A 12,687-nucleotide genomic window follows, 5' to 3' on the forward strand; every position below is an offset into this window, starting at 1 on the left:
GAGCCATGGCTGATATCGAGTGCCGCACATCAAATAATTCCCCCACCTGGGGTCTGATTGATCTATTCGCATGGAAACTGATTCCGGACCGCATCGGTGGTGGGCGGCAATACATTCAGAATTTCAAGGACGCCTGGGTTCGCCACAACAAGCAAAATATTTTGGAAGCCGCCACGAAACATCGGCTCCCGGCCCCATTGCTGGCTGGCGTCTGCTGGATCGAAGTGGGCGGCGATCCCAATTTCATAGATCGCATTGCCTTTGAAGTCCGTTCGTTTGATTGGAGCGGACCTCCGGCCATCGATAAGTTGGCGATCACACGCCATCCCAACAAAACATCATTTGGCTCGGTCAGCATTCAAATCCGCACGGCTGGCGAGACGATGGGAATTCCGGCTTCCGATATGTCAGTTACCCAATCCAGGGGCTTGGCGAATTGCCTCCAACGGGATGTTTTCAATATCGACGTCGTGGCGCAGCACTTGAGGCAACTGGCCGATCATGACCAATACGCCTTTCCCCTGGATATGGAACAGGTCCGCGTCATCGGAGCTCGCTACAACAGAGGCATGGGCTTATCTCTCGAACAGATAAAACAAAACACCAGTTACGGAAATTTCATCGTCAATTTCTGGCCTCGATTCAGCAGCCTGATGGAATGAGCGGTTCACCAATCATGAATAAATTATTTCGCATCGCTATTCACGCAGGGTCCATCTTCGGCTTGTTGGTGATGGCGCTACTACCTGGGGACAAATATGGTTTCATGCAGGAAATGGACCCCTCAATTCCCGCCAATGCCATCGAAAATGGAACAGGCAATTCCACGGTAGCCGCCAGCGCGATTTTTGCTCTCGTTGCCATTGCGCAGATAGCTATAGCGGTCAAATCGTCCAAGCCGAGCGGCCGTGTTCTGCCCGCGGTACTCATTCTTCTCGGCCTTGCACTCCTGGCGCTCAAGATCCTCGGATGAGTTGAATGAGGCTGTAGCCCGCTTTAAACAGTCGCACCAGCCCCTCCATGCGACGCATCCACTACTGTGGAATGGATGGAATATCTCCTGCGGCATCCAACACCCAGGTCACTGCACCGCCTCTGGCGCCGTGTGCCAAAGGGATTCAGGACGAGGCTTGATGTCACGGTTCTCCGCTGTCGTCGCATGCCGTTCCGCTTTCGGCGCCCAGTGCGTCTGCAGCCCACGCAGCATCGTGCGGAAGTGCTCCGTGAGCCCAGGCATCTGCGAAAGCGCCTGCAGATTCACGATGATCTTGCGCGCCATGGCATCGCGGTAGGGCGCCTCGGCCGTGTGCGCGTGGCCCGTCATGAGCGCCATCGTGCTGGCCAGCAGCGCCTCGGTGCAAGGCAGGCGGTATTCCTCGTCGCTATGGGTTTCGGCGTCGGGGCGGGATGTGTCGGCAGCCATGGGTCAACCTCCTTCGGATTGCGAGAGACCAGGCTGGCATCGAACACGCCGCATGCCCTGGAGCAGCAGCCGCTCAGTCCGCGACTGCCACACGACGAGCGCGCGGAGGCGGGTACGCCATGCGAAATCACGCAGGCCTGGATCGGAAAGAAACGAAAGGGCTGGCTCGTCGCGCCGGACCCGGTGGGGCTGGCGCATAGCTGGCTAAAGGCGCAGTATATGAGAACAATTCTCAAGCAGGCCGTGTCGATCCAACGCCTTCGGTCGAGCACTTAGACTGGCGCCCATGTTTCTGGACTACGACCCCGACGACCTGGACGTCACCATTTAGGAATTGCTGGTCGCTACCAGCGACTCCGCAGATCCGGACCTGCCCGCTGCCGTCCCGGAAGTCCTGAAGCTGCTGCGCACGCGCCTGGGCATGGACGTCGCCTTCGTCTCGCAGATCGCCAACGGCCGCCGCACCTTCATGGCGGTGGACAACGCGCCCGACTTCACGCTGCTGCAGGCCGGCATGTCCGACCCGGTGGAAGAAAGCTGGTGCCAGCGGGTGGTCGAAGGCCGCTTGCCGGAGCGGATGCAAGATGCCGCGGCCTACATCGCGTCCGGCAAAGCGCCGGACCCCGGCTTCCCCATCGGCACGCACCTGAGCACGCCCGTTCGCCTGTCGGGAGGCGCGATCTACGGCACGCTGTGCTGCTTCAGCCGCAGCATTTGCGTGGACGCGGACATCGACCGCCTGCGCTACACGGCCAGCTTGCTGGCCGCGAGGCTGGCGCCGACCGATTTGGGGCACTAGCCGCAAGCTACCGCGCACGAACTCTCGGCGAAGGCGTGATCCGCTGGCAGGGTTTCAGACAGCTGCCGCCACGGCGTGCATCTGCAGCAGGCGCTGGCGCAAGGCATCCGCCACCGGGCTCAATTCGCGGGACCGGCGCTGCAGCAGCCCCAGGGTGCGCCACAGCTCGGGATCGGTCAGCGGCACGCCGCAGACCTGGGGATGTTCGGGCGGCAGCGCCAGTTGCGGCAGCGCTGCCAGCCCCAGCCCTTCGCCCACCAGCGCCAGTGCGCCAGTGACGTGGTTGCATTCGTACCAGGCAACGGGCGGGTGCTTGAGTTCGGCCATGGCCTGATCGAGCAGCAGGCGGTTGCTGCTGCGGCTGGACACGGACACCAGACGCTGCCCCGCCAACTCTTCCCAGCGCACTTCGGTACGTGCCGCCCAGGCATGGCTGCGGGGCATGGCAAGCACATACCGCTCGCGCGTGAGGGGCTGGAACTGCAAAGCGGATTCCTGCGTCCCCGTGAAGCTCAGGCCGAAATCGGCCTCGCCCCGGGCGACCGCCTCCAGGACCTGCTGGGCGTTTTCATCGATCACATGCACCTGCACGTCGGGCAGCGCCTGCGCGAAGGCTTTGAGCACGCGCGGCAAAAGGTGGTTGGCCACCGAAGGCACGCAGGCGATGGTCACGCGCCCTCCACGCAACTGCACCTGGTCGCTGAAACGCTGGACCGCTTCGTCCAGCCCATTCAAAGCCATACGAGCCTCGCACAGGAATTCCTGGCCTGCCGCCGTCAATTCGACGCGCCGAGTGGTGCGCTCCAGAAGCCGCGCGCCCAGTGCGGCTTCGAGCCGCTCGATCCGGCGGCTCAAGGCCGGGGCCGACAGGCACAGGATCTGGGCGGCTTGGCGAAAGCTGGAATGGTCCGCAGTCACCACGAAAGCCTGCAGCTCCTTCAAGTCGAATTTGATGCTTTGCATGCAATAGTCGATTCATAAATTGCAATTTACGAATTATTGCGTGCCGCCTAGGATGGCGCCCTGATCGCTGGGCAACGACCCGGCGGCCCAACCAGAGACAAACGACACATGCAACGACGCCCCCTCCTCGCGGCCACTTTCCTCGCCGCCGCCCTCCCCCTTGCCAGCACCGCCCAGACCCCGGACTTCCCGCCCAAGAAGCCAGTGACGCTGGTGGTCGGCTTCGCGGCGGGAGGCTCGGCCGACATCGCGGCCCGCATCATCGCCAAGAAGCTGGGCGAGAACATCGGCCAGAGCGTGGTGGTGGACAACAAGCCCGGCGCTGGCGGCAACCTGGCCCATGCCCAGGTGGCGAACGGTCCGGCCGACGGGTCGATGCTGTTGTTCGGCTCGATCGGGCCGCTGAGCATTTCGCCCCACTTCATGAAGGTGTCGTACGACCCGCTCAAGGATCTGGCGCCGATCACCATGGGCGTGACCTTTCCCAACGTGCTGGTGGTGCCCACCGAAACCGGCATCAAGACGCTCGCCGATTTCGTGGCCAAGGCCAAGCGGGAGCCCGGCAAGCTGGACTACGCCTCCACCGGCCCCGGCTCTGCCGCGCACCTGGCGGGCGAGTTGCTCAACGACGTGGCCAAGATCGACACCCTGCACGTGCCCTACAAGGGCGGCGCGCCGGCCCTGCAGGACGTGCTGGGCGGCCGGGTCACCGCGTTCTATGCGGCCCCGCCTTCGGCCCTGCCGCACATCGAATCGGGCAAGCTCATTCCACTGGCCACCACGGGGCTGACGCGTCCGGCCTACCTGCCCAACGTGCCCACCGTGGCCGAGACCTACCCGGGCTTCAACGCCACCAACTGGTATGCGTTCGTCGCTTCGGCCAAGACACCCAAGCCGATCCTGGACCGCTGGAACACGGAGATCGTCAAGGTGCTCAACACGCCGGAAGTGCGCGACAACCTGCTCAAGCACGGCCAGACCGCCAGCCCCACGGGCCGGGAAGAACTCGGCAAGTTCATCGCCACCGAACACGCCAAGTGGGGCCGCATCATCCGCGAACGCAAGATCACCGCCGACTGAGGCGGACTGAGACGGACTGAAGCGAACCGAGGCGGACCGAGGCGCCAGCCCGGTCGCCTCCCCATAAAAAAGCAGGAGCTAAAGCACATGCCACTCGAAACACCGTTCACGGCGGCGCCCAAGGCTGCCCGGCGCAGCCTGCTGCGCGCGCTGCTGGGCACCGCACTGGGCCTGGGACTGGCGCTCGGAGGCGCCACGCCGCCCGGCGCGCAGGCCGCGGAGATCCGTGTCGTCACTTCGGGCGGCTTCTCGGCCGCCTACGACCAGTTGATCCCGCTGTACGAGCAGGCGACCGGCCACACGGTGGTCACGGCGCGTGGCGCTTCGCTGGGCAACGCGCCGGACTCGATTCCCAGCCGCATGGCGCGGGGCGAGCAGTTCGACATCGTCATCCTGGCGGATTCGGGGCTGGACGATCTGACGGCGCAGGGCAAGGTGCAGCCGGGCAGCCGCGTGGACCTGGCCCGCTCCATGATCGGCATGAGCGTGCGCAAAGGCACCCCGAAGCCGGACATCAGCAGCGTGGCGGCGCTCAAGCAGACGCTGCTGGACGCCAAGTCAATCGCCTATTCCGCCAGCGCCAGCGGCACCTATCTGTCCAACGAGCTTTTCCCGCGCCTGGGCGTGGCCGAAGCGATGAAGGGCAAGGCCACCAAGATCTACAGCGAACGTGTCGGCGCGGTGGTGCTGCGGGGCGATGCCGAACTGGGGTTTCAGCAAGTCAGCGAACTGCTGCCCTTCAAGGACCTGGAATTCGTCGGCCCGCTGCCCGACGAGGTGCAGCAGCGCGTTTTCTTCGCGGCGGGCGTGGCCGTGGGTGCGCACAACCCCGATGCGGCGCGCCACCTGATCCGCTTCCTGGCGGCACCGGCCGCGGCCCCGATCGTGCGGAGCACGGGCATGGAGCCTGCGGGCGCTCGCTGAGCGGGCGATCCGTGGAGGATCGCGCACACCCGATCAGCATCAAATCGGCCTCCAGCGCAATCAATACGCCGGTGTATGGCTATTAATTTAATAGCAAAAGCCGAACTGCGCTTTGAACCGCGCAGGCTCTGCCACCGTCCCGGCAGAGCCAGCGCAAGCACTCCGGCCGGTCAGCGGCCGCCCTGCCCTATGGCCGGGTCGCTCATGCCGTCGCGGCCGGTCTCCACCCGCCCGGCGAAGCGGCGGACAAAGCCCGGCAGCGCGCTGCAAGTGACCTGAAAGTCGTACCAGTGAGCGCTGCCGCCCAGGTCCCATTGCAGGTCCTGCGTTTGCCCCGGCGCGACCGTGGCGGTCCAGGGGCCGTCCTTGCGATAGGCCAAGGGTTCCACGCGCAGCACGGCATCGGCCGCGCCCGTGTTCATCACCGTCAGGTGCACATTGCCGCTGGCGATGTCGTAGCACACGCGAACCTCGGGCTGCGGCACACCGGGCGCGCGCAGCGCATTGAGCTGGCCGGCGAAGCTGCGGTGGAAACCGTTGGGTCCCAGCACCCAGAGGTCGTACGCGCCGGCATCGTCGGTGCCCGCGTTCCAGCGGTCGTCGAGCTGCTTGCCGGCCTCCACCACGTAGCGGCGGGGGGCGCGGTCCAGGTGCAGCCGGTCGTACACATGGAAGACGGCCGCACCGGCCCCGGTGTTCGAGAAAAGCAATTGCACCGTTCCGGCGGCCGGCTCCGCCCGGGCGCTGGTGTGCAGTTCGTAAGGCAGCGCGCGCGAAGGGCGTGCCTGCGCCGCCTGCTGCGGCAGTGCCTGGGGCGTGGGCACGGCGATCTGCGGCAGTGCGCCCTGGGCGGCGCGCAGGGCGTCGGCATCGTCCCGCGTGCGGCGTCCGGCCAGCGTGGCGAGCGGCCCGTCGTTGGGCGTCGCGAAGTTGAAGGCCGTGGTGAGGTCGCCGAACACCGCGCGGCGATACGGGCTGATCTGCGGCTCCTGCACACCGAAGCGGGCTTCCAGAAAACGCAGCACGGAGGTGTGATCGAAGTTCTGCGAATTCACCCAGCCGCCGCGGCTCCAGGGCGAGATGACCCACATCGGCACGCGCGGCCCCGGGCCGTAGCAATCGCCGTCGGGCGGCGGCATGCCGGTACCGGGGACCGGGGTGTGCGTGTAGTACTCGTAGGCCATGTCGCGGTCGCTCAGCGTGGACTTGCCGATCTTGTTGCCGCTGGCATCGAGCGAGGGCGCGCACGGCGGCGGCAGGTGGTCGAAATAGCCGTCGTTCTCGTCGAAGTTGATGAGCAGCACCGTCTTGCTCCATACCTCGGGGTTGGCGGTCAGCGCATCGAGCACCTCTTGCACGTACCAGCCGCCCTGCACCGGGCTGGACGGGCCGGGGTGCTCGGAATAGGTGGCGGGCGGCACGACCCACGACACCTGCGGCAGCGACCCGTTGAGCACGGCCTGCCGGAAGGTGCCGAGAAAGCCGCCGTCAGGCATGGTGTTGGCGATGCCCTTGTAGAGCGGGTTGCCCGTGTTGTCGCTGGCCGGGTCGTAGGCGGGGTTCACGTCGCGGTCGTGGTAGACCGGCTTGCCCGAGGCGAGGTTGGCCTGGCGGTATTGGGTGAAGCCGAAGAGCGGGTTGTCGGTGAAGTTGTCGGGCATGTTCTGGTAGACCATCCACGAGACGCCGGCCTTTTGCAGCCGCTCGGGGTAGGTGGTCCAGTCGTAGCCGCCGGTGCGGATGTCGGTGTCCGAATCCAGCTCGTCCCAGGCGTTGTTCACCACGACGCGGCCCGACGGACCCGTGGCGCCGTTGGTGCCGGTCCAGTGGAAGAGCCGGTTGGAATTGGTGCCGCCGTGCAGCGAACAGAAATACGCATCGCACACCGTGAAGGCCTCGGCCAGTGCGAACTGGAACGGTGCCTCCTGCTGCGTGTAGTAGCCCATGGACTGGGGCTGCTTGTAGCGCGCCCATTCCTGCATGCGGCCACGGTCCCAGGCATTGCGCGCATCGACCCAGCTGTGGGGCGTGCCGCTCACGCGCTGCGCGTTGCCGGCCTTCTGGTCCAGGTGGTAGGGCAGCACGGGGGCGCCGTTCTTGTCCAGCTGCTGCCACACGTTGCGCGCGCCCGCCACCGGAATGGTGAACCGGTCGCCGAAGCCGCGCACGCCGGGCAGCGTGCCGAAGTAGTGGTCGAAGGAGCGGTTTTCCTGCATGACGATCACGACGTGCTCGACGTCATTGATCGTGCCCGTGCGGTGGTTGGCCGGAATGGCCAGCGCACGGCGGATGCTGGGCGGAAACAGGCTCAGGGCGGCGGCGGAGGCCGTGGTACCGGCGGCGGCCTGGAGGAACTTGCGCTTTCGGGTATCGATGGTCATGGCGTTCTTTGCGTGGGTTCGACGGGAGACGCGGGCGCTCAAGGGGCGCAGCGCAACTGGGGCTTCTCGGCGCCGGGGGCGCCAGGGGCGTCGGTGGAGGCGCCGCCCCCACCGCTTCCGCCGCAGCCCGCCAGGGCCAGCGCCAACGCCGAACCGGCCAGGAGCACAAGGAACTGCCGCGCCCAGCGGGGGCGCGATGAAAGGGCTGCATCGGTGAGGGTCATGGGGCGTTCTCGCGGGTCGAGGGGGTGATCTGAAACGGGTCGGCCTGCGCCGAGGCCCGAAACCCCGGCAATCAGTCCATTTACAGAAAAGTGCAAAAAAGCACGAATCCGCAACCCGAATGATCTGCCTGCTCCATGTCAGCCGGATGACGGCGGCGCCCGCTGGTCGATGCCAGAAAGCACAAAGCGGCCTCGAAGGGCCGCTTTGCGTGGGAAGGGGCGCAGACGCCGGAAAAACCTGCGCCGCGCGCTTTGACTTATGCCGGTGCCGTGGACCGGATCAGGTGGTCGAAGGCGCCCAGCGCCGCCTTGGCGCCCTCGCCGGCCGCGATGATGATCTGCTTGTACGGCACCGTGGTCACGTCGCCTGCAGCGAACACGCCGGGCACGTTGGTGCGGCCATGCGAGTCCACCACGATTTCGCCGAACTTCGACAGCTCCACCGTGCCTTGCAGCCACTGCGTGTTGGGCAGCAGGCCGATCTGCACGAAGATGCCTTCCAGCGCCAGTTGCCTGGCTTCGCCGCTCGCACGGTCCTGGTAGGCCAGGCCGGTCACGCGGTTGCCGTCGCCCAGCACTTCGGTGGTCTGCGCCTGGGTGATCACGGTGACGTTGGGCAGGCTGAGCAGCTTGCGCTGCAGCACGGCATCGGCCTTCAGCTCGGCCGCGAATTCGAGCAGCGTGACATGCGCCACCACGCCCGACAGGTCGATGGCCGCTTCCACGCCGGAGTTGCCGCCGCCGATCACCGCCACGCGCTTGCCCTTGAACAGCGGGCCGTCGCAATGGGGGCAGTAGGTCACGCCCTTGGTGCGGTACTTGTCTTCACCGGGCACGTTCATGTTGCGCCACCGCGCGCCGGTGGTGATGATCACCGTGCGCGACCGCAGCGTGCCACCGTTTTCCAGCTCGACCTCGATCAGGCCGCCTTCGGATTCGGCGGGCTTGAGCGCCTTGGCGCGCTGCAGGTTCATCAGGTCGACTTCGTAGTCGCGCACGTGCTGCTCCAGCGACGTGGCGAACTTGGGGCCGTCCGTCTTGCTGATGGAGATGTAGTTCTCGATGTCCAGCGTATCGTTGACCTGGCCGCCGAAGCGCTCGGCCGCCACACCCGTGCGAATGCCCTTGCGCGATGCATACACCGCGGCGGCTGCGCCAGCGGGGCCTCCGCCGACCACCAGCACGTCGAACGCTTCCTTGGCCGACAGCTTCGTGGCCTCCCGCGCCGCAGCGCCGGTGTCGAGCTTGCCGACGATCTCTTCCACGGTCATGCGGCCCGAGCCGAACACTTTGCCGTTCATGAACACCATGGGCACGGCCATGATTTCGCGGTCGGTCACTTCCTGCTGGAAGGCGCCGCCTTCGATCACGGTGGTCTTGATGCGCGGGTTGAGGATCGCCATCAGCGACAGGGCCTGAACGACGTCCGGGCAGTTGTGGCAGGTCAGGCTCATGTAGACGTCGAACTCGAAGTCGCCGTCGATCCCCTGAATCTGTTCGATCACTTCCTGCTCGACCTTCGGAGGATGGCCGCCGGTCCACAGCAGCGCGAGCACCAGCGACGTGAATTCATGGCCGAGGGGCAGGCCGGCAAAGCGCAGGTGCGTCTGGGTGCCGGCGCGCTGCAGCGTGAACGAGGGCTTGCGCGCATCGGTGCCGTCGGTGCGCAAGGTGATCTTGTCGCTGCGCAGGCCCTGGATGGTTTCCAGCAGTTCGCGGGTCTGGGTGGAGACCTCGCTGTCGTCCAGCGACGCCACGATCTCGAACGATTGCGTCACGCGCTCCAGGTAAGCCGAAAGTTGGGATTTGAGTTGGTCGTCGAGCATGGTGGTGTCCTTTGCAATTTCGAGTTGTGGGTGCGGGCGGTGTGTCAGGCCATCAGGCAGGTTCGGCAGGTACCACAGGTGCCGGTCGCGGATCGATGCCGGCCAGCGATAAAAACAATGAAAACGGGCGAAAAAAAGCCGGACGGCATGGCGCGCACGCCATGCTGCTGTCCGGCCCGGGGACGCCGAAGCGCCCCGCTCCTGCCAAAGCCGTGGAGCTTAGATCTTGCCGACCAGATCCAGGGAAGGCGTCAGCGTCTTGGCGCCTTCCTTCCACTTGGCGGGGCACACCTGGCCGGGGTTGGCGGCGGTGAACTGGGCAGCCTTCAGCTTGCGCAGGGTTTCCGACACGTCGCGGGCGATTTCGTTGGAGTGGATTTCCATCGTCTTGATCACGCCATCGGGGTTGATCACGAACGTGCCGCGCAGTGCCAGGCCTTCTTCAGGGATGTGCACGCCGAAAGCGTTGGTCAGTTGGTGCGTCGGGTCGCCGACCAGGGGAAACTTGGCCTTGCCGACGGCGTCGGAGGTTTCGTGCCACACCTTGTGCGAGAAGTGCGTGTCGGTCGTCACGATGTAGACCTCGGCGCCGGCCTTCTGGAACTCGGCATAGTTGTCGGCCGCGTCTTCGATTTCGGTGGGGCAGTTGAAGGTGAAAGCTGCCGGCATGAAGATCAGAACCGACCACTTGCCCTTCAGGTTGGCTTCCGTCACTTCAATGAACTCGCCCTTGCCGTCGCGGTTCACGAATGCGTTGGTCTTGAAGGGCTGGACTTGGGTATTGATCAGGGACATTGCTTCTTCCTTGGGTTGATGGCTGAACACGAAAAGCTGAAGTCTAGGCCCTTCCAAACCATCAATCCAATTAATTGACTTCATCAAGTCAATTGTCAAACGCTATAGAAATCAATGGCTCGTGCGCGGAGGCGTGGCGCAAGGGCCCGACCCGTTCCCGCCATCTGGGAGAAGGGAGTTGAGATAAACCCCGTGCCTGCATTGCGATAAATCGGGATTTAGGGGACCAGATGGGATTTACCGAGTCGGCTGGTTGAAATCAGATTGCAATCGCTGCAACGCCTGTTTCCAGTTGGCAGGGTCGCTTGTAAGTTTAGCGAAAGCGCCACCACGGCTAATCCCAGGGGCCGGCAGGGAGGCCGGTACGCTCTCAGCATATTGCGGAGTGGCGTCACCAAAATAAAAGCCGGGACCAATGGCCGATAACTCACTGACTTGCCGCCGCGAGGGCTGCAACACACCCGTCCAGATATCCGATGCCGGCACCATTAACCGCCTGATGCTCAAGCTGCGGCAACTCTACGTGCAATCCACGCAGGCGGCCGATGAGGCCGCTCAATACTGGGCAGACGTCGCCACCACATCGCAAAGCCCTTTGGCGCCGTTGGCCCACGTGCCCGGCGTATTTGCCGCGCTATGGACCCCTGACGTTGCACCAACTACGGCAACGGTACTTGGCACTGCTGGATATGGCTTTGCAGCGCTGCCGAAGAGCCTGATCCACTTTACGACGAAGGCAGGGGCAGCAGGCATCGCACGCACCGCCGTCATCAACTCCAGCAAATTTGGCCTGCATGGGTTTTTCGGGCCCGGCGTGTACATGGCCCGATTCGGCCGCCCTCTGAACATGATGATCAAAGAAGCGGCGACGATTCCGATCCACCTTTCGACCCCAGCCGGCACCGTCCGTATCCTTCCTTACCTTGTTTACGTCCGGTGGGGATTCAACGGTGTGAAGATGCTCTGATGAAACGCCATCGCCTCTCTACCGTCTTTGGCTGGTGTGCCGTCCTCTTCGGCTGGGCCTGCTGGGTGATGGCTTACGTGCAGGGCAATTGGTGGTGGGTGATAGCTTCCGTCGTTCCGTATGTGATTTACCAAGCGTTCTTCAACAAAGACGGGCAAGAGGACGGCGGCTGAGCTATTCGAACAGGTCGGACTGCGGTCCACGCGCCATCTTGGCCTGGATGCGTTTGATGAGCTTACGGATGCCGCTGGTGGTCATATCGTACTGGCGGGCCAGGGTGTCGTAGTTGTCGCCCTGGAAGCGCTCGTAGATTTCGATCTCCAGGCGTGTGAGTTCGCGGCGATGGTCCTTCGGGAAGGAACCGACCTAGCCGCCCCAGTGCAGCGCGAAGTGGTCGGCCAAGCCATTCGCCACCACCGATGCCATATTGGCGGAGGCGCCGTTATCTGGGGACGGCCAACGCGAACACAACTCAGCATCAAACGCAGCCATACCGCATGGGCAGGGAGATTGCCTTGCGCCGGGCGGCCTGGGTCATGACAATCGCACCCCAAACCACACAAGGAGAATCTCCATGCAAGGCGACGCACAGGTCATTTCGCATCTGCAGGCCCAGCTCAAGAACGAACTGACGGCCATCAACCAGTATTTCCTGCACTACCGGATGCTCAAGCACTGGGGCTTCGACAAGCTGGCGAAGAAGGAATACGAAGAGTCGATCGGCGAGATGAAGCATGCCGACAAGCTCATGGACCGCATCTTCATGCTGGACGGCCTGCCCAACCTGCAGGACCTGGCCAAGCTGCAGGTCGGCGAGGACGTCCCCGAGATCCTCGAATGCGACCTGCGCTCCGAGCGCGGCGCCCAGGCCACCATCAAGGACGGCATCGCCCACTGCGAAACGGTGCGCGACTATGTCTCGCGCGATCTGCTCCAGGGCATCCTGGACGACACGGAAGAGCACATCGACTTCCTGGAAACGCAGATCGATCTGCTCGCCAAGGTCGGGCTGCAGAACTACCTGCAATCGCAGATGGGCGAGATCGAATAAGCGATCCGCCACGCCGAACGGGCGCCAATCCCGGCGGCGCCCCCGTTCTCAAACCGGCCTTCGGGCCGGTTTTTCGTTTCCGGAACGCCGCCACTTTGCGCAAATGTGGTGCGCACGCATCGATTCGGCGGCAATCCATGGCCGATTTCGTACGAAGTTTCTGCTGTTTGTTGCGATTGCACACAACGGAATGCGAACGATTCTCATAAAAACTAGAATACCGGCCTAGCCAGCCAGTCAGTTCGCCCGGGCCC

The 12,687-nt window shown here is 64.3% G+C and carries 14 protein-coding genes and 1 pseudogene; 8 read left to right on the plus strand and 7 right to left on the minus strand.

Translation table 11 applies throughout. From position 1 onward, the window contains the following. Window positions 1–5 precede the first annotated feature (5 nt). Both BLT03_RS13670 and BLT03_RS13675 read left to right on the plus strand, forming a co-directional pair. Complete coding sequence (locus tag BLT03_RS13670; RefSeq protein WP_092744322.1) at window positions 6–662, plus strand: hypothetical protein; 657 nt, start codon at window positions 6–8, stop codon at window positions 660–662. Next, window positions 659–973, plus strand: coding sequence for a hypothetical protein (locus tag BLT03_RS13675; RefSeq protein ID WP_139160395.1), 315 nt, complete (start codon window positions 659–661; stop codon window positions 971–973). The genes BLT03_RS13670 and BLT03_RS13675 overlap by 4 nt, the downstream gene beginning before the upstream one ends. Before the next feature lie 108 nt (window positions 974–1,081). Here the strand turns inward: BLT03_RS13675 and BLT03_RS13680 are convergent, their stop codons facing one another. Then, a complete protein-coding gene (locus tag BLT03_RS13680; RefSeq protein ID WP_092744324.1) occupies window positions 1,082–1,423 on the minus strand; it encodes a hypothetical protein in 342 nt (113 codons plus the stop codon). A 334-nt stretch (window positions 1,424–1,757) separates the two neighbouring features. On the opposite strand from BLT03_RS13680, the gene BLT03_RS13690 reads away from it, so the two are divergent. Beyond that, on the plus strand, window positions 1,758–2,222 hold the full coding sequence (locus BLT03_RS13690; RefSeq protein ID WP_245711387.1) for a GAF domain-containing protein: 465 nt from the start codon (window positions 1,758–1,760) through the stop codon (window positions 2,220–2,222). Window positions 2,223–2,276: 54 nt separating this feature from the next. On the opposite strand, the gene BLT03_RS13695 is transcribed toward BLT03_RS13690, so the two are convergent. After that, window positions 2,277–3,185: a LysR family transcriptional regulator gene (locus BLT03_RS13695; protein WP_092744326.1), complete on the minus strand. Its 909-nt coding sequence runs from the start codon at window positions 3,183–3,185 to the stop codon at window positions 2,277–2,279. Between the two features lie 108 nt (window positions 3,186–3,293). Between BLT03_RS13695 and BLT03_RS13700 the strand changes: the two genes are divergently transcribed. Next, window positions 3,294–4,265, plus strand: coding sequence for a Bug family tripartite tricarboxylate transporter substrate binding protein (locus tag BLT03_RS13700; RefSeq protein ID WP_092744327.1), 972 nt, complete (start codon window positions 3,294–3,296; stop codon window positions 4,263–4,265). Window positions 4,266–4,352: 87 nt separating this feature from the next. Continuing rightward, on the plus strand, window positions 4,353–5,189 hold the full coding sequence (locus tag BLT03_RS13705; protein ID WP_092744328.1) for a substrate-binding domain-containing protein: 837 nt from the start codon (window positions 4,353–4,355) through the stop codon (window positions 5,187–5,189). 170 nt (window positions 5,190–5,359) lie between these two features. Here BLT03_RS13705 and BLT03_RS13710 read toward each other — a convergent pair whose 3' ends face one another. The 4 genes from BLT03_RS13710 to ahpC all read right to left on the minus strand — a co-directional run bounded on the left by BLT03_RS13710 (window position 5,360) and on the right by ahpC (window position 10,415). Further along, complete coding sequence (locus BLT03_RS13710) at window positions 5,360–7,570, minus strand: phosphocholine-specific phospholipase C (RefSeq protein WP_092744329.1); 2,211 nt, start codon at window positions 7,568–7,570, stop codon at window positions 5,360–5,362. A 38-nt stretch (window positions 7,571–7,608) separates the two neighbouring features. Further along, complete coding sequence (locus BLT03_RS13715; RefSeq protein WP_092744330.1) at window positions 7,609–7,794, minus strand: hypothetical protein; 186 nt, start codon at window positions 7,792–7,794, stop codon at window positions 7,609–7,611. Window positions 7,795–8,051: 257 nt separating this feature from the next. Then, a complete protein-coding gene (gene ahpF / locus BLT03_RS13720; protein ID WP_092744331.1) occupies window positions 8,052–9,620 on the minus strand; it encodes an alkyl hydroperoxide reductase subunit F in 1,569 nt (522 codons plus the stop codon). Window positions 9,621–9,839: 219 nt separating this feature from the next. Next, window positions 9,840–10,415, minus strand: coding sequence for an alkyl hydroperoxide reductase subunit C (gene ahpC, locus BLT03_RS13725; protein WP_092744332.1), 576 nt, complete (start codon window positions 10,413–10,415; stop codon window positions 9,840–9,842). Window positions 10,416–10,830: 415 nt separating this feature from the next. Between ahpC and BLT03_RS13730 the strand changes: the two genes are divergently transcribed. After that, a complete protein-coding gene (locus tag BLT03_RS13730; protein ID WP_245711388.1) occupies window positions 10,831–11,382 on the plus strand; it encodes a hypothetical protein in 552 nt (183 codons plus the stop codon). Then, the gene (locus BLT03_RS24485; RefSeq protein ID WP_175537756.1) at window positions 11,382–11,555 is read left to right on the plus strand and encodes a hypothetical protein; all 174 of its coding nucleotides are present in this window, start codon (window positions 11,382–11,384) and stop codon (window positions 11,553–11,555) included. The genes BLT03_RS13730 and BLT03_RS24485 overlap by 1 nt, the downstream gene beginning before the upstream one ends. Window position 11,556: 1 nt before the next feature. Here the strand turns inward: BLT03_RS24485 and BLT03_RS25085 are convergent. Then, window positions 11,557–11,730, minus strand: a pseudogene (locus BLT03_RS25085) (Mor transcription activator family protein); the annotation flags it as partial. A gap of 226 nt (window positions 11,731–11,956) precedes the next feature. Here BLT03_RS25085 and bfr point away from each other — a divergent pair. Continuing rightward, a complete protein-coding gene (gene bfr / locus BLT03_RS13740; RefSeq protein WP_092744334.1) occupies window positions 11,957–12,433 on the plus strand; it encodes a bacterioferritin in 477 nt (158 codons plus the stop codon). The last annotated feature ends 254 nt before the right edge of the window (window positions 12,434–12,687 follow it).

Source organism: Paracidovorax valerianellae, from assembly GCF_900102625.1.
GTDB lineage: Bacteria > Pseudomonadota > Gammaproteobacteria > Burkholderiales > Burkholderiaceae_C > Paracidovorax > Paracidovorax valerianellae.

Bases quoted from the DNA above. Each gene is read 5' to 3' on its own strand.
- BLT03_RS13680 (WP_092744324.1), bottom strand. From the start codon at position 1,423: ATGGCTGCCGACACATCCCGCCCCGACGCCGAAACCCATAGCGACGAG.
- BLT03_RS13700 (WP_092744327.1), top strand. From the start codon at position 3,294: ATGCAACGACGCCCCCTCCTCGCGGCCACTTTCCTCGCCGCCGCCCTC.
- BLT03_RS24485 (WP_175537756.1), top strand. From the start codon at position 11,382: ATGAAACGCCATCGCCTCTCTACCGTCTTTGGCTGGTGTGCCGTCCTC.
- ahpC (WP_092744332.1), bottom strand. From the start codon at position 10,415: ATGTCCCTGATCAATACCCAAGTCCAGCCCTTCAAGACCAACGCATTC.
- BLT03_RS13695 (WP_092744326.1), bottom strand. From the start codon at position 3,185: ATGCAAAGCATCAAATTCGACTTGAAGGAGCTGCAGGCTTTCGTGGTG.
- bfr (WP_092744334.1), top strand. From the start codon at position 11,957: ATGCAAGGCGACGCACAGGTCATTTCGCATCTGCAGGCCCAGCTCAAG.
- BLT03_RS13675 (WP_139160395.1), top strand. From the start codon at position 659: ATGAGCGGTTCACCAATCATGAATAAATTATTTCGCATCGCTATTCAC.
- BLT03_RS13670 (WP_092744322.1), top strand. From the start codon at position 6: ATGGCTGATATCGAGTGCCGCACATCAAATAATTCCCCCACCTGGGGT.
- BLT03_RS13705 (WP_092744328.1), top strand. From the start codon at position 4,353: ATGCCACTCGAAACACCGTTCACGGCGGCGCCCAAGGCTGCCCGGCGC.
- BLT03_RS13710 (WP_092744329.1), bottom strand. From the start codon at position 7,570: ATGACCATCGATACCCGAAAGCGCAAGTTCCTCCAGGCCGCCGCCGGT.
- BLT03_RS13730 (WP_245711388.1), top strand. From the start codon at position 10,831: ATGGCCGATAACTCACTGACTTGCCGCCGCGAGGGCTGCAACACACCC.
- ahpF (WP_092744331.1), bottom strand. From the start codon at position 9,620: ATGCTCGACGACCAACTCAAATCCCAACTTTCGGCTTACCTGGAGCGC.
- BLT03_RS13715 (WP_092744330.1), bottom strand. From the start codon at position 7,794: ATGACCCTCACCGATGCAGCCCTTTCATCGCGCCCCCGCTGGGCGCGG.